Below are 20781 nucleotides of genomic sequence, written 5' to 3'. Positions count from 1 at the left end.
TCAAGAACTCAGTAGGATGCTGAGTCAGATGGCATCAGCCAAAGCGATCGGGTTCTTGAGATAACGTTGAAACAAAAAAAGAGCGTGACGAAGCATTTGCTTCGCCACGCTCTTTGCATTTCACATTGGAACTTCGAGCTTGAATCAGCCCCAAAGACCGGCGACATCGTCAGCCAGCAAATCGAGCAGATCATCGTCTTCCGAATCGGAGTCCGAGTTGTCGGTAACAACCGCTCCGTTGGAGGATGCATCGGACGAAACAACTGCTCCGCCTTTGACTTTCCCTTCCGCAGCCAAATCACCGATCGCTTGGTCCGACGCGTCACTTGCGAGCGTCTGGATACCATTGGCAAGAGGCTCTCCGGCCGGTGCAGTCGGCTCTCCGGCGGAAGCATCGTTGAGGTAGTTGATCACTCGCAATGCGTCCAGAGCACTCACACGGCGGTCGCCGTTGACATCATGGTAGAACAATGGAGTGTTGGCAGACCCAGGTTCACCAGCAGCAGCGGCGTCCAATCGTGACAATTCATTGATCACCAACAGGGCGTCAATCGCGGTGACGAGGTTGTCACCGTTCACGTCAGGAGGCAGGTTGGTGTTCTGGAGTGGCTCACCATTCCCAGTGATCGTAAACGACAGTGAGTCGTAGATGATCTGCGATGGATCGACTCGCTCGTCACGGTCATCCAACAATGTGTCTTGGAATGGGAAGCGGTCTGCTGGCGAACCAGTGATGGTCGCGGTACCCGGAGCAATTGCTTCGAAGTACAACGTTGCCAACAAAGGACTGACGCCAGACATCGGTTGTCCAGTATCGCTTCGCAGCGTTCCAAATTCGTCAATCAAACCTGCTCGCGTATTGACACCAACAGCCTTTGACTCGTTGAACTCGTCGGCGAATTCAACATCGAAATTGAAACTGTCGTTGGTAATCGTGTTCGATGGGACGATGCGTCCTGCGTCGTACAGAACATCCAAGAAACCGGCAAAGACGGGATAAGGATCGAATTGCGTCAGGTCATCCGCGATAATCCGAACTCCGAAGCGTTGACCAATCGCAACGCTGGAAATTGGATTCCCCGATTCATCAACCAATTCAAAGTCAAATTCAGCCAAGGGGTTTTGGTTGGCTCCGACGACCAAAGTCACTTCTGCGATGCTCGTGACAATCCCAAACGTTGGACTGGACACCGTCGTCACATAAGTGAACGAATCAAAGCCGCTGAAACCGATATCGGCGGTGTATCCGATGTAATCGTCGGACAGATCGTTTGGTGTGCCGTTGTCGCGGACAATCGCGACACCATTCGCGGCACCTTGATTGATCTCAAACGAGATGACTTCGCCACCGCTGCCCAACAAATCATTGTCGAGCACATCCAGTGTCGACTCGCGGTCACTTGTGATCGACAAGCCATTGCTGTCGAGCCCTTGAGGGAACGAATCATCCAATGCGGATGGGAAGTTTGGTCCTGCAGGAGCAATCGCGACTTCAACCGAACCGTATCGAATCTGGCTGAAATTCAGAGCCGTGTCCTCTTCGATGAGGACCGTTTCACTCACAGCGGCGTCAGCTGGATCCGCTTGGAAGATCGCGATTCCGGAACCAATTGCTTGCAGTGTGACAGTGAACAATTCCTCAGGTCCGACGTGCGAAGCAACGTCATTCGGTCCATTGACGGAATCGAGGTTGGCGATGGATTGAGAAGCACCAATCTCATCGAGCAGACCGGGCGTCAATGTGTTTCCAAGCTGGAAACTGGAGGATTCGAATTTAGGTCCGAACGTGATGTCGAAGGGGAACGCGTCGCTGGTGTTGGTGTCGACGGTCGTCACCAGTTCACTGGAGTACAACACATCAAGGAACGCCGAAGCGATGCCCTGTGGTGCCAGGGTGGATAGATTTCGCAAGTCATCGACGCTGACTCGCAATCGGAAAATATCACCTTGTTGCAAAGTTGGGCGTGGCGTGTCATTGACCGCGTCCAAAATTTCCAGGGTAAAGGATGCTTGATCATCAGCATCCGCATCCGGGTTGATCGAAACCGTCACGGTGGCAGTCGAGAAATTGTTCTCGCTGTCTTGGACCGTGTACATGAACTGTTCTGATCCAGTGAAACCAGCGGGCGGCGTGTAACGCACCGATTGGTTGTTCTGGGTCAACACGACCGTTCCGCCGGCCGAGCCGTTGGTGACCGACGCCAACGTCAGTCCACCGGGAGCATCCGAAGCGATGTCGTTGTCCAAAACATTCAGCGGGAATCCACCGCTGCTGTTTGCGTTCGCTGGAATGCGATAGATGTCATCCAGAGCGATTGGGTTTTCCGTTTGGAAGGTCACATTCACGGTGACAGTGGCTGTTGCCACGTTGCCTTGCGTGTCAACGACTCGGTACTGGATGAAATCTTGACCGACAAAGTTGTTTGGCGGTGTGTACAGCAATCGCTGTTGACCGGCGCCGCCCGAACTAATCGTCACGACACCTCGTGTAGCAGCAGTGCCTTGTGTGGTGATGGTCAGCGGGTTAGATGCTGAGTTGAAATCGTTCGCCAACACATCGATTGGGAAACCCTGACTGTTGCGCGGCACCGAGACGCTGTCGTCATTGGCCAAGTCGCCGTTGTTCAAAAGGCGAACGGCATAGTCTTCGACTTCACCCGAATCGACAAAACCGGTTGCTGAGATGTTGAGGTCTTGGCTCAGGCGGAAACGAGCGAACGTGTCCAACAAGCCACTTGCTGGCAAGGTGAAGCTAGGCAGAGTCAATGGGACCGAGTTGACACCAGTCGTGAGGGCTTGGTTTGAGATGAAGCGTTCATCGGAATCGAATGTTCCGTTGCCGTCGACGTCAATCCACCCTTGCAGGTAAGCCTGCCCGCCAGTGGTGTTGTTGACAGTGACTTGGATCGAGCTGGTCGTTCCAGGCACCAATGGTGCAGTGAACTGGATACCATCTTCGTCGGCACCGTCACCGGTGGCATCGGCAGTTGGTTGCCCGTCGCTTTCACGATCCACGGTCGCACCGAGGGTAAACCCACTGAGGATCCCGTGGCTGGCACCGTTGGATGCACTGAGGGTACCGTATGAATCCGGAGCGTCACCAAAGTCGCGTGACGATCGGCCACCGAAGTTGAGACCTTCTGCCGGTCCACTACCAGGTGCAATGATGTATTCGCCAGACAACGGCACGGTTGCTTCGAACCCAGGCTCCGCGACTTCGCGAATCGCGTAGGAGTAACTCACATCTGGCAAATCGAGCGTATACAGACCGTTCTCATCGGTGATCGCGGATGGCTCGCCAAGGTCAGGACGATTATCGCCGTCCAAGTCGGCATAGATGTAAGCACCTGCGACACCAGGTTCGCCTGGGTCATAGACGCCGTTTTCGTTCACGTCTTCAAACTTCCGACCGGTCGCATCTGAAAGCAACTGACGGAAACCAAAGCTTGGCAGCGTGCTGCTACTTCCCAATGTCACCGAACGACTGACAGGAGTCGTCGCGACAAAGTTCGAAGGAGTCATCGCGATGACGTTGTAGGTGCCCGATGCACCGAACAAGCTATAAGTACCGTCCGCAGCAGTGACCGTCGAAGGATCAGATGGGCTCAACACGCCATCGCCATTGACGTCCAAGAACACCGTCACACCGCCGAGACCTGAGTCGCCAGTGAAGGTGCCGTTGCCATTGGCATCGTTGAAGATCCGACCGGTTGCAGTCGAGCCGACCGTACCTGTGGACAATGCGTAGGCCAGCGATTCAGCGGAGAACAGCGTACCGAATGAAACTACTCCAGCTGGATCAACGCGATCCGTCCGGAAAGCCACACGAACATCGTCAGCAGTGCCAAGAATGCCATCCGGTCCAACGCCGAGTCCATTCTGGTTGTTCAGTGCACCACCGCCATCAATCAATGAAGGCGTCAGGTTTGTGCCGTCGGTGTGATAAGCACCAAAAGAGTGTGCAAGCTCGTGAGACGTCGTCGCCGCCAGTTCCAATCCCAGTACATCCAAATCGCTGAAAGCAGACGAACGTGGAATTAGTGGCAACTGAGTGAATTCGATGTCGAGGAAGACGAGAACCACTTCGCTAGTATCGAAGTTGCCAACGTCGATCGATTGGGCAACACCGAGTGGCGGATCAACGAAGTCGGGGAAAGATGCCCCTGATCCGAATACCACACGGGTGACTAGCGGGTCGCTTCCTGGGTCTGGGTGATCTTTGCTATTGAGAATTTCAATTCCAAAGTCGCCAGGATTTCCTGTTTGAGAGTACAAGCCGTTCGAGGCATCGATTCCCAAATCTTCATACTGCGATATCACCGTTTCAACAACCGAATCAATCAACGCGTCATATTCCGCGTTCGATCCGACAACGATGCCTACGTCATTGAGCGTGTCCTGCAACGATGGAACTCGAACGGAACCACCGGTGAACACGCCTGCGGTCAACAGCGAGAGGTTGAACAGGTCTCGTTGGAACGTGCCACCGTTGAAGTCCAAGAAGACCTTTTGGCTCGAACCAACCGGCAGACTTTCAGTCACCGGACGATAGGTTCGCAGTCCGAGCGTGTAGTCGGTCGTTGAACTCTGAGTTGCAACTTCCACGTAGTAAGTTCCATCCTCAGGAACCACCTGGGCCATCGTTGCATTTCCCAGCGTCTGCAGTGGAGACGACGAGGGGTACGCCGAAAAGACGCCCGGAATATTGATGTTCGTATCCTGCCCGATCCAAATGTTTCCATTGGGCAAGAATGTGGTGAAGGACGTCGTTCCGCCCAACGTCGCGATGTCAAGGATGTCCCCCGCTTTCAATTCGAAGCCATAGACATCGACATCGTTCTCAAAGCCACCAAATGATGATGAACGAACGCCAGCCGCACCTGAGACATCAACCGTATTGCGTTGTCCGGGGCCGTTCCCCAACGGAATGATTTGGGCGTCCTGGAAATAATCATTTTCGCCCATGTCGCCCCGGCCTTCCACTTCCGATACCGGAAATGCGGCGACCGCTCCGACATTGCGTGGCCCCTCGTACTCCTGCACGGAAGGGGTACCAGGGATGATGCCGCCCGCGGCCAAGAGTTGGCGTGATTCCAACCCTTCCATCATCAAACGGCGTTTCTGATTTCGTTTACTTCGCCGGTCACTACGGCGTTTCGAGCGTCCTTTGCCCGCATTGGAATCGGAAGGATTTCGCTCCGTAGCGGCTTGAGAAGTCCAATCCGACGACGGTTGAGAAGGCTGACGATGAATCATCGAGGGTCTCTGGCAGGATGGGCCCCTGGGGACCAGAAAAGGGGAAGCAGTGCTGTCACACGTCTGTCGACGTTTCGTGACGATGCGGAAGTGGCCACAAACAGCAAACCGCGACAGCGAGTCTAGTTAGGGGCGATGCGGTGTCAACGAAATGCCTACTTTGTGACGTCAACACGATCGACAAAGTTCCCCGAAGGAATCCTCCACTTCTCATAACCCGCACAACCATCACCCATTGGACCCTCTGAATCACGCCAATGGGGCGTCAGTCATGCCGAATTGGCGGACTTTTCCGGTCGCCGGGAGTCGATTCGACCGGAACCATCGACCTAGTCGATGTCTCTCTCGGTTCCGGACAAATCCGTTCGTCCGCTCCCAGACCTCTTCGCCTCCTGTTTGGATCGCTCATGTTTGGCAAATCCCGTGCGTCATCAAAGCCGACTTCTGCCGCCGAGACGCCCACCTGCTCCATGAACAGCCCGTTTTCTCAACGAATTCTGGGTATTTGGCGAGTTGGACGTTCCATCGCAAAAGGAAATGGGACCGAACTGTTTCTCGCTCAACCCGCCGATGCAGCGGACAGCCCCCGTTGGGACTACGTCCTCAAAACTGTCGCCGCCACCGAAAACCAGAACGTTCCAGCGGTCCAATCCACTCGGCGGTTCAATCAAATCATCGCATCAGCCAGAGTCAAACACCCCAACCTGGTGCCAATCCTGGATGAATCAGCTGGCGGAACCACACCCTACGTCGTGATGCCACGTCTGGACGCCGTGAATCTGAAAAACCGTATTTCACAAATTCAACAATTTGCTTTGCCCGTCGCTCTGTGGTGGACCAGACAACTCGCGCAAGCCACGGAAGCTTTGCACAAAAATGGCTGGATCCATGGCGATATCACGCCCGAGAACATCTTGGTGGATTCGCAAGGTCACGTGACCCTCATCGACATGGGCAACGCCGCACGAATCCATTCACCCATGCCGCCACTTTTTCGCGGCACCGCTGAATACGCGGCACCCGAACTCGCCGCTGGCAACACCGCTGCATTGCCCGCAATGGACATCCATTCGCTCGGTCGCATTCTGCTAGAAACCCTGGCGTCTACTGAACCGACTCATTCCAGCAGTGTTGAGCCGGTCGCGGATTTGATCGAACAGATGATCTCACCCGACCCGCTCGAGCGTCCCAGCACTCGTCAAGTTGTTTCGCGTTTACTCAAACTCGAAATCGACACCCTCGGATGCCACATTGTCCCCGAGGGCCAAACCACTCGTCGCGCTGCCTAACTAGACGCAACTACGTTGCATCAGCTGTTTTGGCATTAGCTAGTGAAAAACGTTTTGATTCTGTGAAGAGCAACAAAACAGCTGGCTGGCCAGACCTCAAACGGATGCGGATCCGGGTTGCGTTTCCGCGGCCTCAATGACCGTTCACTCCGGCAACCTCGTCGTCAGAGACAACCTTCGGCAGGAAGACTGACCACGCTATCAAAAACGCACCGGTAACGGCGTACCCTGCCACGTATTCCATCACGGCGGGAACATACTGAGCCGGCAATCCCAAAGAGCTTGTTTCGTCAAAGAGAAACGGAACAAACAAGCGATTGCCTTCGATCGGTGAATGCATCACTCCAAAGCACGTGAGCATCGCGGCCCCCAGCATCACGACGCCGGCCAAGATCAGCTTGCGATCGATCATCGATGCGAGCATCCACGACCAAAGCAATCCGGTCACGATGAAACCATTGCTAAGCATCCGCAATGTTTGCAAATCGTGCTTCAGCGGCCCGCCTTCAAGCGAAGCCATTGTGTACCCACCTTGGATCATCAAAGAGTCGCCAAAGATGCGGTCAGGCAAACTCATGGCAAGATAAGCCAACGCGGGTAGGCACGCGATCACAACCGCCGCGTAATGCTTTCGAGGTGTCGCCATGAACGTCTGCGAAGTGATTTCCAATCCCACGAAGACTAAAATCGGATAGACCGCTGGCGCTGGAATCCAAGCATTCAACAAAGCAAAGTATCCAACCACTCCGGCGGATCCGACCAACAACGCCGTTGCCAAAGTGTAAGCGGCGCGACCGCCCATGGCCTTGTACGCCGGGTGCCCGATATAGGGCGTTGTTTGAATGACGCCGCCTGACAATCCGGCCAAGAACGTTGCGGCGGCTTCAACGCCCAACACAGTTCTCGCGTCGTACTCGTCACCCGCTGACGCGGCTGATTCGGTGCAGTCAATTCCGCCCACCACCGTTGCCAAAGCAAATGGCAATACAAACGGAAGGAAAGGAACCGCATCGGGAAAAGCTCCCCACCAAGTCCCTTGCCAAGACTCCATCCACTGAGTCGGAAACCATACGGTCGGCTGGGTTGTCGGAAGCTCATAGCCCGCGACACCAATCAGACACAGTAAGTAGTAAACGCCACCAGCAACGATCAATGCACCAAGCGTGCCGGGCGTCCGACCAGGCAATGGAACGTGAGCGATCAGCGTTCCGAGAACCATGACCAGAGCCAACAACCCCGGGAGCGGCGAACCCAATATATGCGTCAGTGGAAAGAAGCTAATCAACACCAACGCAATCGCGGCCAATGAACCGAGAAGGCCTGCCCGTGGAATCGCATCGCGAACGACTTGTCCAAACGGAGCCAAAATCAGTTTCAACACACCGCACATCACCGTGCACCAAATACCGATGTGCCATGTATGACGAGCGGCTTCCAGTTCTGACATTCCACCTGCTCGCGCGGCCAAAAACGCGGGCCCCAACACCAACAATATCATTCCGAAAGTCGAGGGAGTGTCCAACCCCAACGGCATCGCCGTCACATCATCCCGGTTCTGCTGGCGGCCCATTCGTAGAGCGATGAAAAAAAATGCGATATCACCCAACATGACGCCGAGCGCTGTTCCCGGCACCATATGCGTCACGGTGAACTCGGCCGGTAAACCGAACCCGGCCAACAAAGCCGTCATCAGCAACAACCCCGCCACGTTATCGAGCATCAACCCAAAAAAGGCATTGATGTCTCCCGTTGTCGCCCACCACATCCCTCGAGAGTTCTGGCCTGTTGTTTGCTCTGCACCAGACATGAAAAACCTGTTGTTAACGAATGGAGCCGGTTGCCTCGCTGACGGTGCCCTAGTTCTAACCGGATTCCAAACGCCGTGGAGCCATGGTGCGATAATCAACCCCGTGGGTCATTGAATCAATCGTTGTTGCCGATTCAATGGCGTTTGCATCTCAAAAACGCTCCATCTCCACTGTCACGAACCGGGATTGTCTTCCGCCAATTTCGCCGATCAACTGACACCATCCCATCCGACAAGCCACCGGAAGTTCCATGAAGTGCATGATCGTCATTCCCGCTCGCTTGGCCTCCTCTCGCCTCAGTCAAAAACTGTTGCTGCAAGCGGGCGGCAAATCAGTTCTGCAGCACACCTACGAAGCCGCCCTGAAATCGTCCGTCGCAGAGGAAGTGATCGTTGCGGTCGATGACCCGAGACTTGCGGCTGAAGTCGATTCGTTCGGCGGGCAGGCTCGGTTGACCAGCGTTGACTGTCAAAGCGGAACCGATCGAATCGCGGAAGTCGCTCTGATGCACGAAGACATCAACATCTTAATCAATGTCCAAGGCGACGAACCCGAAATCGATCCCAAGACGATCGATGCGGTGGCAAAGCTTTTGATGCAGCATCCCGAAGCTGACATTGCCACCGCGGCTTGTGCCATCAAAGATCGAGAGCGAGTGGAAGACCCAAACTGTGTCAAAGCCGTCTTAGGCGACGACCACCGCGCGATCACCTTCAGTCGCGCTGCCGTTCCGCATCCCCGCGATGGATTAACGGACGCCTTGCTCAATGCGGAACCGCCCAACTACTGGCAGCACATCGGGCTGTATGCCTATCGTCGCGAATTCCTACTTTGGTTCGCGACTCAACCGCCCGGTCGTCTGGAGCAAATTGAAAAACTCGAACAACTCCGAGCCATCGAAGCAGGAAAAACGATTGTTGTCGCCCCCGTCGAAGCATCCGCTCCGGGAATCGACACGCTCGAAGACTTCCGTGCCTTCACAGCGAGAATCGAGTCTCAGTGAACGACCGCGACCTATCGGCGACCGAAAGGAAGAATGCCTCCGGATCCTGACGGTACACCGTCAGTGCCGATCACGACGCGGCGAAGTGGTCGGTATGTCAATGGAGTCTGCTCAGCACTATCAACCCAGCGAACCGTGTTTCCATAAACGTGGAACAAACGTCCGGGACGTTCCGTGATTGGCGTCGCTTGGATCTGAGCCCGATATTCGCCGGTCGGCACAACAACGGGACTCCAATCTTCAGCGGCAACATCGGCGGGACTGCCCACCACGGAGGCTCCAAAACTAACTGCTGCCAACAAAGCCAACACAGAACCGGACATAGAACGCATCGCTGTTTTTCTCCTGAGGGAATGTCTGAACCTGCAAACATACGTCAGAAAAACAGTTTGGGAGGTTTAGGTCAAGCATTCGCGACAAAATCCCGCGTCTGACAATCAGGCATCTCAAAAACTGAGCGAATCCAGCCAACCAGGTTGAGCGGCAACCTCCATCTGGCCAATAAAAAAGCCCGGTATCGGCTACCGGGCGTACTCGTTGTGCGGGGCCGTGTCGGCAACGCAAATGACGTCTATTCGCTACATCTCCGCCGCAGCTGCAGGGGGAGCATCATTTGGATTGTCCTCAAATGAGCCTGAGTTCATGTTTGCGTCGCTCAGCGTGATGATCACAAACAAAGCCACAAAAACAAACGACGACAGAAACACGATCAAGTTAAAAGGTTTGTCGAACGCCAAGTGCATGAAGAACAAACCGACCAAGACCGCTTTGATCGTCGCGATGAACATCACCACCGCGATATCAAAACTTCCCAAGTCGTAGTTGGCTTGAGCGACAGTGACGATCGTCAAAAACACCAAGGCACCGAAAACGCCGAACAACAACGGCAGTGGCAATGGGTGAGCAAAATCGCCCTCTGCATGGCCGTCGTGCAAATCAGCGGTGGCGGTGGAATGTCCGTGGTCAGACATGTTGCAACTTTCGATGGGTCGTTATTTGAGAGTGTGTGCGGAAAAACGGATCGGCGGCTGTATCAGCGAATCAGATACAGAAGCGGAAACAGGTAGATCCAAATCAAGTCAACCAAGTGCCAGTACAAACCGACGTAGTCCACGGGACCAAAGTACTGACGATTGAAATCCTGACGAACCGCACGAACCAAAAGCCAGACCAGAACTCCAATCCCGGCCAAAATGTGAATCGCGTGAACACCGGTCATGCAGTAATAGATGCCGAAGAAAACACCTGCCTGACGAGGTGTATTCACATCGCCTTCGACGGCTGTGATCCCCATGTCGCTGGCCGACGGATCTGTCAGCACTTTTCCTTTGGCGATTGACTGTTGCGTTTGCTCTGCGGCAACCAAGTCCTTCAAACCAGTGTTGGTTTCGTTTTCAGCCAACAGCTTCACCGCGGCGTAGTCATCACCCAGTGGCGACTCCACCATCGTCGCATCGACCTCGTCAGCCGATGCTTCCGAGTGGTCTGCAGCAGCGACTGCGTGGTCAGCATCACCATGATCATCGCCTTCGTGAGCGTGATCGCCATGCTCCGCGTCCGCGTGATCGCCGGCCGCTGCAACGTGCTCGCCGTCGTGGTGCTCACCACCGGATTCCAGGATCATTCCCAATCCAACGCCGCCGAAGAAGCTCAAAGCAACGACCAGCAACGGCTTTGCACAAGCATACTGAAAAGCGTTGCCCGATACTTTGGCCACGATCAGCCATACAAGAACACCGACGACAACCAAAGCGAATGGAGCACAGATGAAGTACAGGCTATTTGTCAGGAAGTACGCCATCGACTCCGAAAAACCATGAATATCGACCAACTGCTGTGCGGTCGGATGTTCGTTGGCGGCACTGTAGAAATACGAACCCGGAGGCAGGAGTCCCATGCCCCATTTGTGCGAGTATTCGATCGACTTCACACCCAAGAAGACCATCGCACAGGAGAGCGTCGTCGCGATCAATGCGACCAACTTTTTGTGTTCTTCCGTTTGCGAGCAACGAACGGCCCAAGCCATTGTCAGCGAACTGAACAACAGAACGCCGGTGTTGATCGCACCAAGCTTGGTGTTCAAAAACTCGCTACATCCGACGAATACATCAGGCCTAAGCATTCGGAAGATAGCGTACGCACAGAACATCCCACTGAAGAACAAAATTTCGGTGACCAGGAACAACCAAATGCCCAGCTTACCGCTGTCAAATTGCTGTTCAGGGGAGTCGAAATGGTGCGCCAACCAAGATGGATGATCGTGATCGTGCCCATGCGAATCATCCGCGTGAGCATCGGTGGTATTGGTTACTGAGTCGATCGTTGCCATGAGCGGTGGGCCGACGTGTGGACTGATTCAAAACGGAAAGCGGCACCAATCGGATGCCGCGGGATTTATAACAACTGCCCCCGAACGTCGCACGATCCAACCAGATGGACAATTCGACGCAGGGCAGACCTAAAACTACTTTTGGCCACCAGCGTGGGCGGGAACTTCCTCGGGCGTCGACTCAGGAACCAGTTTGCGTTCTGGCTCCGTCATGACATAACGCTCGTTCTCAGCGTCCCATTCCAAGCTGTGGAAATCATATGGGTCGCCAACAACTGGCGGACGCTCAAAGTTGTAATACGGTGGAGGGCTGGTGCATTGCCATTCCAGCGTCACGCCTCCCCAAGGGTTGGCGGGAGCACGGCGGCCCTTCACCAGCGAGACCATCAGCACGATGAAAGCGTAAAGCAACCCCATTCCCAGCAGCAACGCACCGAATGTGCTGAGTTGGTGCAGGAATGCGAACTCGGGGTCGTAGGTCGCATATCGACGAGGCATCCCGCGGCTACCCAAGACGAATTGCGGCAAGAACGTGCCATTGAATCCGAGGAATACCAACAGGGATGCGATTCGGCCGTGGGTTTCGTTGTAAAGCTTGCCAACCATCTTCGGCCACCAGTGGAACACACCACCGAGGAAAGCGATCAGCGTTCCACCAACCATCACGTAGTGGAAGTGAGCCACCACGAAGTACGTGTCATGAAGGTGCAAGTCGGTCGCGAGTGTTCCGAGGAACAACCCGGTCAAACCACCGATCGTGAACAGGAAGATGAACGAAATGGCATAGCACATCGGCGTCGTCAGGCTAATCGAGCCCTTGTACATCGTCGCCAACCAGTTAAACACTTTGATCGCCGACGGCACCGACACGGTGAACGTCAAAGCCGAGAACACAATCGTCGTCAGCGAGCTCATGCCCGCGGTGAACATGTGGTGTCCCCAGACCAAAAAGCCCAACAGAGCGATCGCGATCGAGGAATAAGCGATAAAGCGGTAACCGAAGATATGTTTGTGGCTGTGGACGCTGATCAGCTCACTGATGATGCCGAAGGCCGGCAAAATCATGATGTACACAGCAGGGTGGCTGTAGAACCAGAAAAAGTGCTGGTACGTGACCGGGTCACCGTTGAACTCGGGATCAAAAATCCCGATGTGCATCGTACGTTCGGCAATCAACAGCAGCAGTGTGATACCGAGCACTGGCGTTGCCAACACTTGAATGATGCTGGTTGCGTAGGTCGCCCAAAGGAACAAAGGCATCTTGAACCAAGTCATCCCTGGGGGACGCATCGTGTTGATCGTCACGATGAAATTCAATCCGGTAAAGATCGAACTGAAACCTAGAATGAACGCGCCCAAGGTCGCCAAGATCACCGACGTGTCGGTGGTTGTGCTGTATGGCGTGTAGAACGTCCATCCGGTGTCCAATCCGCTGCTGAACAAAGCGGTGACGAAAAACAACGCACCGAACACCCACAAGTAAAAACTACTCAGATTCAGCCTGGGGAAACCAACATCCTTTGCCCCAAGCATCACCGGAACAAGGAAGTTCCCCAGTGCCGCCGGGATACTCGGAATAATGAACAGGAAAACCATGATCGCCCCGTGAAGGGTGAACACCTGGTTGTAGATATTGTTCGCCTCAGCACCGGAGAACATCCAACCATTGGGGTTGAGCAAGTGCAAGCGAATGGCGAGTGCGAGCAAACCACCGACAGCGAACGCGCTCATCACACCGATCAAATACATCAATCCGATGCGTTTGTGATCCAGCGTGAACATCCAGCTGAGGATGCCCGAGGAGTTGGTCAGGTAGTTTTCGCGTTCGGTTGGATAACCGGGGTCGCGAGCGCCCGCTGGGAGTGTAGCGTTGGACATATTGGCGTCCCTTCTGGAGACCGTAAAACGTGTCGGTGATGGGTGTGCTTTGAAAAGGCTATCAGTCAGTTTACCGAATCAGCCTGAATCTCTAAACGAACTATTCCGCAGATTCTTCTTCCGATTCAGCCTCGGCACCCGCCGGTTGCGACGGTGCGTTTGCGCTGATTGACTTCAAGTACGCGATGATCGAGGCGATGTCGTCATCGCTGAGTTGACCCTGGTAACTCGGCATGACCGGCTGATATCCGGCGACCACCTTCGCTTTCGGAGCGATAATCGATTCGCGAACGTAGTTTTCGTCGACGACTTGGTTTTCACCAGTCGTCAAAGCATGCTGGCTGCCGTACAGATCCTTGAACGATGGTCCAACCAATTTCGTTCCATCAACGGAGTGACAACCCGAGCAACCTCGACGGCCGTAGAGCAATTCACCCCACTCTTCCATCGGAATAGGACCGCGGCTGCTGTTCGCTTTGATCCATGCCTCGAGTTCAGCCTGTGTTTCATGAACCACGACAACGGTTTGCATTTCCGAATGGTTCTTGCCGCAGTACTCGGTGCAGTACAAATCGAAGAACGTGTAACCTTCCGGTGTGACTTGCAGTTCTCGCTCGCCATCCTCGGTCTGAATCGTGTGGACTTTGTCGTAATCCCAGGTCGTACCTTCACTTTGCTTCTTAATCTTGGCGAGTGCTTCATCGCTGATCTGCTCGCTTGCAACCGTGGGTTTGAACCACATGTAGTTGTACCGACCCGGCACAATGTCTTTCTTCGCCCGGAACGCAGGCACGAACAAACTGTGAATCACGTCCGTGCTTCGCATCGAAAGCTTGGTCGGCTCATCTTTGACGATGTGCAACTCAGGATGGAACGTTCCGTTCCCGTAATCCATGGTCCAACCCCATTTGAAGGCTTGAACCCCGATGTCGTAGGAACCTTCCGGCGGCGTCCGCATGTCCAAGAACGAGATCGAACCCTGGACAAACATCCAAACCAACAATACCGAAGGACCGATCGACCAAGTCAGCTCCAGCGTGGTGTGGTGCGAAATTTGGCTTTCCGCCTTCGTTCCGCGAGCCTTGATGTATTTAAACAGGCACCAAACCATGAACGCCATCATTGGCACGAAGAATGCCAAACTGATGTACAGGATCAGGTCGTAAACCCAATCAACTTCTTCGGCGAACGATGAACCTTGGATGGGAAACCAAAAGTCCGCGTTCGTGTCAGCCAACAAAGTTGGAAACGTCATAGCGAGCGATTCGATTGCAGGAAACATTTAAGTGAATGATTTTCAGGTCGCAGTGGATTCGGTTGTCTGGGCTCGCGAAATTCGCAAGCGATGGTCAGTCGGCATTTCCGGACAAATGCCACTGCGTTGGTTTCAAAGGTGCTGATCCCGATGTGTTATCGGAACCAGCCGTCGAGTTGACGTTTCCGTCTTGTGTTTCTTCGTCAGCCACATTTGATGGCGAACCTTTCCGGCCCAGCCAATAAGGCAACAACGCGAGTCCCAGCAACGTGATCGTGATCAGGCCGCCGGCTCGCATCATCTTCCAAGCTTGTGGCACATAGCTGTTCTCGTTCGGGTCGTAGCTGTAACACCACAGTACAAACTGATCGACAATGTCACCAACGTTGCCTTGGCCAGCCTCGACCAATGCCAACTTCATTTGGTCCGGTGGGAAAGCGACGCCGAGCGAGTATCGAGTGATCACACCGTCAGGTGAGACAAACGCCAGCATTGCCGGGTGTGCGTATTCTTTCGTGCGAGGGTTGTACTTGTACGAGAAACCAACTTCCTTGGCCAATCGTTCGACATTTGCCTTGGTGGTCCGAGTGAACGACCATCCCTCTTCGGCTTTCGCGTGCGATGGAACCTGTTCGACATAACGCTGCTTGGTATCGCGAAGGCGTTGATCGGTTTCAGTCGGATCAATGCTAACGCTGAGCAACTGGAAGTCCTCACCGATCTTCAAATCGTCCATCTTGTCGAGCGACTGAGCCAATTGATTGAGCTGCACATTGCACAACATCGGGCAATTGCTGTAGTTCAGCGTCAAAATCAACGACCGCTTGCCGTCCAAGTAGTGACTCAGCGTCAACTTACGCCCCATCGAATCGACCAGCTTCATATCGCCGGGCAATTGGTTGCCCAATCGCTGCTCGACCGTCACGTTCTCGACTCCCTTCGGGATACCGTCGTTCAACAGAACATCGGCACCTTGGTCGTCCGCACGTGTGCTGGGTTGAGCCCAGGTTTTCGATTCGCCACCGACGAAAAGCACCAACCATGCAACCACGAACACCCAACTTGCCGCTGGCAAGAGGCTGGTCATTCGGCTGGAGGAGTACGTTTTCATCAAAGTGGTTTTCGTGTGATCAGTGGAAGGTTCGGAAATCTCAGGCTTCGTCGTGTGAGCCAGCTTCCTTCACCATTTTTTTCATTGCGTCTTCAACGGGCACAGTCACATTCCCGGTATCTGGATCCACGCCATAACGCGAAATTTCGTCGGATTGCTCCGCCAGCACCGCATTTTGCCGCGTGTACGAAGCCGATTGAACCTTGCGTCCATCGACAATGTCCGCCATCGCGAAATACAGGACCTGGACCGCTAACACGGTAACCGCAGTGACCAAGATCGAGATCACGCTAATGACCGCGATTCGTTTGACATTGAGGTCGTCGTAGGCTGCCATGAGTAAGGATTCAGTAGAAAGGAGATGGGTGGTGTCCGACCAGCGGCAAATTGCCGCAAAACGCAGAACGGTTTAGAAATTTTCGAATGCCAGCGACTCACCCAATCGAGGGTCGCGAACAGCAACAACACGTGTTCCAGCGGCTAATTTGAGCATCAGGCCCAACATCAATGCGGCCATTCCGATCACGCAGACCAGCGTCGCGATGATCCCGGTGGCTCCACCGAGCCCCATGCCGGCTTCGGGCATGATGATCCAGTACAGGTCAACCAGGTGCAAAACCAGGATGTAGGCGGCCCAGCTTGTGATCAACCAAGGGCGACGACGGACGTGGCGGCTCATCGTGCCTGCGAACGGTAGTCCCCAGTGAAGGACCATCAGCAGGACCGAAACGTTGAACCATCCATCGGTCGAACGGGTGTAGAACCAGTGCGTTTCTTCCGGAATGTTGGCGTACCAGATCAGCATGTATTGGCTGAACGAGATGTATCCCCAGAAGCAAATGAATCCGAAGATGAGTTTGCCCAGGTCGTGGTAGTGCTCGACCGTGACTTCATCTCGCATCGCACCGGCACGCTGCAGCAAAAAGCTGAACAGGCAAATTGCACAGTGAGCGGACAAAATGCTGCCAGTAAAGATGTAAACGCCGAACATGGTCGAGAACCACATTGGTGCGAGGCTCATCACCCAATCGAACGCCGCAAATGACGTGCAGAACGAGAATGCGATGACCGCGGGGCCACTGCGAGCTTGCAGTTTTTCGGTGATCGTGATTTCGCCGGTTTCGTCCTGACGCTGACTACCGCGGTAATACCAGGCCGCGATTCCGCACCAGACAGTCAGGTAAATCAGAGAACGCACGACGAACCAGTTGGGGTTCAACCAAAGTTCTTTTTGTTTCCAGATTGCCGAGGGGATCCCGTGATCAGCTTGGTAGCCTTCGAGCGACCAAACGTACAACGATCCGGTGTAAGCCGAGACCGCGATGGGGATGAAGAGCAGTGCTAGTGGGATGACCATGATCATCATCAGCTCAGCAACTCGTCGAACCACAACGCTCCAACCCGCACGAGTGAGGTGCTGGATCAAGACGAAGAACAGCGACCCAATCGCGAGGGTCAGGCAGTACATGTAAGCCACCAAGTACGATGACATCCCAAATCGGCCGCCAATGGCAGAGTTGGAGAAGAACGCACCGCCGACCAGTGCCACGATGCCACCGATGATCATGGGCAGCGACAACCCGGCCAAAGAGGCGGGAAGTTGGAATGCCGGGTCATCGGCAGGCTTGATAGCGACCGCTTTGTGTGACATGGGAAATGTGAGGGCTGAGACTAAGTGATGAAATGACTGTTTTCGTTGCCGGTTAGTCCGGCGTCGGACGTTCCTAGTTCTCGGCAAGAGCGGTGAACCGCCCGCCGATCACTGGAACGAACTATTCGGCGTTGGCAGCTTCTGCCGCCTTGGCTGCTTCGGCTTCCGCAGCGGCTTTCAATTGAGCCTGAACTTCGGCCTGTTCTTTTTCGATTTTTGAACGCTCGGATCCAGGAACATCTTCCAACGTTGCGTTTTGGCTGGCCTGCAACGCCCGCACGTAGGCGACGATGGCCCAACGATCTTTTGCTTTGATTTGCGACGCGTAACCCGGCATCTTGCGAACACCGTTGGTGATCGTGCTGAACAACTTGCCGTCGGGATAAACGTCCGCGTACAGCGTTGGGTCGTGCATGTTCGATGGTGGTGTCCAGGTCGTCGCCAAGATTTTCTGAGCACGACGATTGACCAATCCGTTTCCGCGACCGTTCATGCCGTGGCAAACCGAGCAGTAAATATTGAATTGTTGTTGGCCGCGAGCCAAAGCTTCTTCGCTCAGCTCAAGCGGGTTCTCGCTCAACCAAGGTGTGTTGTCAGCCGTTTCACTAGCGGCACTCTCTTCAGCGGTAGGCTCAGATGCATCGGCCGCTTCACCGTCTTGGTCTTCTGCTGGTGCATCGACGTCAGCTTCCGAAACCACTTCATCTTCGTCGTCCACGGCAACATCGGATTGCATGGCAACCAACTGAGCCGCGCGAGGAGGATCGATGCTGGCCAGTTCGTCCATGTCGATGCCGGTCTTGAAATTCAAGTCCCAATCCATCTCACCTCGGCGAACCGTTCCTGGAACATCTGGACGCATGGCACGACCATCTGCAAACAATGTCGTCGTTTGCTGTGCGTCTTTCGAAGGAGAGAAGTCCATGTCGGGGAAGATGTGGAAACGAGGCGAACTACTTTTGGTCACTCGCATACGCAACACAGCCAACGCAGGAATCGACGAGAGGCAAATCACAGTTGCCAATGCGATCAACAAACCCTTTGGAATGACCTTGGACGAATCGTCTTCCAACACCGGTTCGACAAATTCACCGCCGAGTTCCCCCAGCAATGCTTTGGCCCCGGCTTCGTCAAATCGCGAATCCTTGGCATCCAGAAACAAGAAGAACGTGTCGTCGGTCACACGATCAAAGCGCGGACTGGTGAACATCGGGTTGCTGAACCGTGGCAAACCGTTCAGAGCCCACATGCCGAAGAACGTTCCGAACGACGCGAGCAAAATCGTCAACTCAAAGGTGACCGGAATGAAGGCCGGCAACGAGATGAAGGGCTTGCCCGAGATGATGTATGGGTACTGAATTCCCTCGAACAAGTCGGTTTGACCGTTCAAGCTGATCTGCATCAAAAGTGCGATCGTGGTTCCGGTCAAACCAGCTGCCAAAGAGATCCATGGCAAAACGGTTGGTTTGATCCCAAGCGCCGTGTCGATCCCGTGAACCGGGAACGGCGTGAACGCATCCGCTTTCGTGTAGCCCGCGTCGCGAACACGACGACATGCTGCCAACAGCGAATCGACATCCGTGAATTCAGCGACGACACCGTGGACCTTTTTGTCGTCGGCGACCGTCTGCGGTATGGGTTGGGATTCAGTCATGGGAAAATTTCAATGAACAGTTTTCAGTGATCAGGATTCAGCACGTCAAAGAGGTGTCAATCGCGAAAGTCGCGACGGACAAACTCAGTGGTCGCCCTCGTGCGAATGGTCGGCGTGAGCCATGTGCAATTCTTTGGCGAGTGTCGCCTTGGTTTCCGCCATGTTGATGATTGGCATCAATCGGCAGAACAACAGGAACAGGGTGAAGAACAATCCAAACGAGCCAATCAACATGCACCAATCGACCCACGTTGGGCTGAAGTACGCCCAAGCACTGGGCAAGTAGTCACGTGAAAGACTGGTGATCGTGATCACGAAGCGTTCGAACCACATTCCGATGTTCACGAAGATCGAGACAACGAACATGATCCAAGGTGTCGTGCGTGCCTTCTTTGACCAGAAGATATTGGGCGAGATCACATTGCAGGTGATCATCGTCCAATACGCCCACCAATACGGACCAAAGGCTCGGTTGACGAACGCGAATTTCTCTTCCGGGACTTGGCCGAACCAAGCGATGAAGAACTCGGTCCCGTATGCCAAACCGACGATCAGACCGGTGGTCAGGATGATCTTGCACATGTTTTCCAAGTGCCGGATCGTGATCAGTTTTTCAATGTTAAAGATCGAGCGAGCGGGGACCATCAGCGTGATCACCATCGCGAAACCGGAGAAAATTGCACCGGCGACAAAGTAAGGAGGGAAGATCGTTGTGTGCCAACCGGGAACCTGCGAAACCGCGAAGTCAAAGGACACGATCGTGTGCACCGACAAAACCAGTGGAGCGGCGAAAGCGGCCAACAATGCGTAAGCCTTTTCGTATCGCATCCAGTGTCGCGACGACCCGCTCCATCCGAGTGCGAGAACACCGTAAGCGGCTCGTCGGAAAGGATTCTTGCTGCGGTCACGGAAGGTCGCCAAGTCGGGAACCATCCCCATGTACCAGAACAACAAAGAAACGGTTGCGTAGGTCGAAACCGCGAAAACGTCCCACAAAAGTGGACTGCGGAATTGAGGCCACATCCAAAGGTTCAAACTGGGGTACGGTGCCAGCCAAAACGCGAGCCAAGCTCGACCGACGTGAATGCCCGGGAACGTCCCCGCACAGACAACGGCGAAAATCGTCATGGCCTCGGCGGTCCGGTTGATACTTGTTCGCCACTCTTGGCGGAACAAATACAAAATCGCACTGATCAGCGTTCCTGCGTGACCAATCCCGACCCAGAACACGAAGTTGACAATCGGCCAACCCCAGAAAATAGGTGCTCGGTTACCCCAAACACCAACCCCGGTGTAGATCAGGTATGCGATGCACAAACCCAACATGGTCGCCAAGTGGACGGATACCAAAAACCCGATCACCCACGCACGAGACGGCGGTTGCTCGGCGATCTTGCAGACCGCTTCGGTGATCGAGTGATAATTCGTATCGCCTAGGACCAGCGGTGCACGCTGACCGGGCCGATCGTTCGAATTATCCAGTCCGTTTGGGATTGCGAGAGACATGGAAAGGGCTGAGAAAGGAGGGTTGATTTCGGAGTAGGAAT

14 protein-coding genes are annotated in these 20781 nt (G+C 54.4%); 2 read left to right on the top strand and 12 right to left on the bottom strand.

Annotated features, from left to right (window positions below):
- Positions 1 to 144: 144 nt before the first annotated feature.
- The gene (locus RB_RS26465) at positions 145 to 5256 is read right to left on the bottom strand and encodes an Ig-like domain-containing protein (RefSeq protein WP_011123866.1); all 5112 of its coding nucleotides are present in this window, start codon (positions 5254 to 5256) and stop codon (positions 145 to 147) included.
- Positions 5257 to 5663: 407 nt separating this feature from the next.
- On the opposite strand from RB_RS26465, the gene RB_RS26460 reads away from it, so the two are divergent.
- On the top strand, positions 5664 to 6545 hold the full coding sequence (locus RB_RS26460; protein WP_231846003.1) for a protein kinase family protein: 882 nt from the start codon (positions 5664 to 5666) through the stop codon (positions 6543 to 6545).
- A 133-nt stretch (positions 6546 to 6678) separates the two neighbouring features.
- On the opposite strand, the gene RB_RS26455 is transcribed toward RB_RS26460, so the two are convergent.
- Positions 6679 to 8310 (bottom strand): permease, encoded by a 1632-nt coding sequence (locus RB_RS26455; protein WP_164923057.1) that lies wholly within the window; start codon positions 8308 to 8310, stop codon positions 6679 to 6681.
- A gap of 293 nt (positions 8311 to 8603) precedes the next feature.
- Here RB_RS26455 and kdsB point away from each other — a divergent pair, with 293 nt between their 5' ends.
- On the top strand, positions 8604 to 9356 hold the full coding sequence (gene kdsB, locus RB_RS26450) for a 3-deoxy-manno-octulosonate cytidylyltransferase (RefSeq protein WP_011123860.1): 753 nt from the start codon (positions 8604 to 8606) through the stop codon (positions 9354 to 9356).
- A gap of 11 nt (positions 9357 to 9367) precedes the next feature.
- Here the strand turns inward: kdsB and RB_RS26445 are convergent, their stop codons facing one another.
- The 10 genes from RB_RS26445 to nrfD form a co-directional block, all read right to left on the bottom strand.
- A complete protein-coding gene (locus RB_RS26445) occupies positions 9368 to 9679 on the bottom strand; it encodes a hypothetical protein (protein WP_007328368.1) in 312 nt (103 codons plus the stop codon).
- Positions 9680 to 9934: 255 nt separating this feature from the next.
- Positions 9935 to 10327 (bottom strand): cytochrome C oxidase subunit IV family protein, encoded by a 393-nt coding sequence (locus RB_RS26440; RefSeq protein ID WP_011123858.1) that lies wholly within the window; start codon positions 10325 to 10327, stop codon positions 9935 to 9937.
- 62 nt (positions 10328 to 10389) lie between these two features.
- Positions 10390 to 11685: a cytochrome c oxidase subunit 3 gene (locus RB_RS26435; RefSeq protein WP_011123857.1), complete on the bottom strand. Its 1296-nt coding sequence runs from the start codon at positions 11683 to 11685 to the stop codon at positions 10390 to 10392.
- 135 nt (positions 11686 to 11820) lie between these two features.
- Positions 11821 to 13563, bottom strand: a complete 1743-nt coding sequence (locus RB_RS26430) for a cytochrome c oxidase subunit I (RefSeq protein WP_007328372.1) — start codon at positions 13561 to 13563, stop codon at positions 11821 to 11823.
- Positions 13564 to 13663: 100 nt separating this feature from the next.
- A complete protein-coding gene (locus RB_RS26425) occupies positions 13664 to 14845 on the bottom strand; it encodes a cytochrome c oxidase subunit II (RefSeq protein WP_011123855.1) in 1182 nt (393 codons plus the stop codon).
- Between the two features lie 67 nt (positions 14846 to 14912).
- Complete coding sequence (locus tag RB_RS26420) at positions 14913 to 15929, bottom strand: SCO family protein (protein WP_164922554.1); 1017 nt, start codon at positions 15927 to 15929, stop codon at positions 14913 to 14915.
- Positions 15930 to 15969: 40 nt separating this feature from the next.
- Positions 15970 to 16266 (bottom strand): hypothetical protein, encoded by a 297-nt coding sequence (locus RB_RS26415; protein WP_007330449.1) that lies wholly within the window; start codon positions 16264 to 16266, stop codon positions 15970 to 15972.
- Between the two features lie 72 nt (positions 16267 to 16338).
- Positions 16339 to 17580, bottom strand: coding sequence for a hypothetical protein (locus RB_RS26410; RefSeq protein ID WP_164922553.1), 1242 nt, complete (start codon positions 17578 to 17580; stop codon positions 16339 to 16341).
- A gap of 121 nt (positions 17581 to 17701) precedes the next feature.
- Positions 17702 to 19234, bottom strand: a complete 1533-nt coding sequence (locus tag RB_RS26405; protein ID WP_011123851.1) for a quinol:electron acceptor oxidoreductase subunit ActD — start codon at positions 19232 to 19234, stop codon at positions 17702 to 17704.
- 84 nt (positions 19235 to 19318) lie between these two features.
- Entirely contained in the window at positions 19319 to 20740 is a 1422-nt protein-coding gene (gene nrfD, locus RB_RS26400) for an NrfD/PsrC family molybdoenzyme membrane anchor subunit (protein ID WP_007328378.1), read from the bottom strand.
- Positions 20741 to 20781: the final 41 nt, after the last annotated feature.

This window comes from Rhodopirellula baltica SH 1 (assembly GCF_000196115.1).
Classification (GTDB): domain Bacteria; phylum Planctomycetota; class Planctomycetia; order Pirellulales; family Pirellulaceae; genus Rhodopirellula; species Rhodopirellula baltica.
Note: the sequence above shows the minus strand (reverse complement) of the source record. Positions and strands in the feature narration are given on the sequence as shown.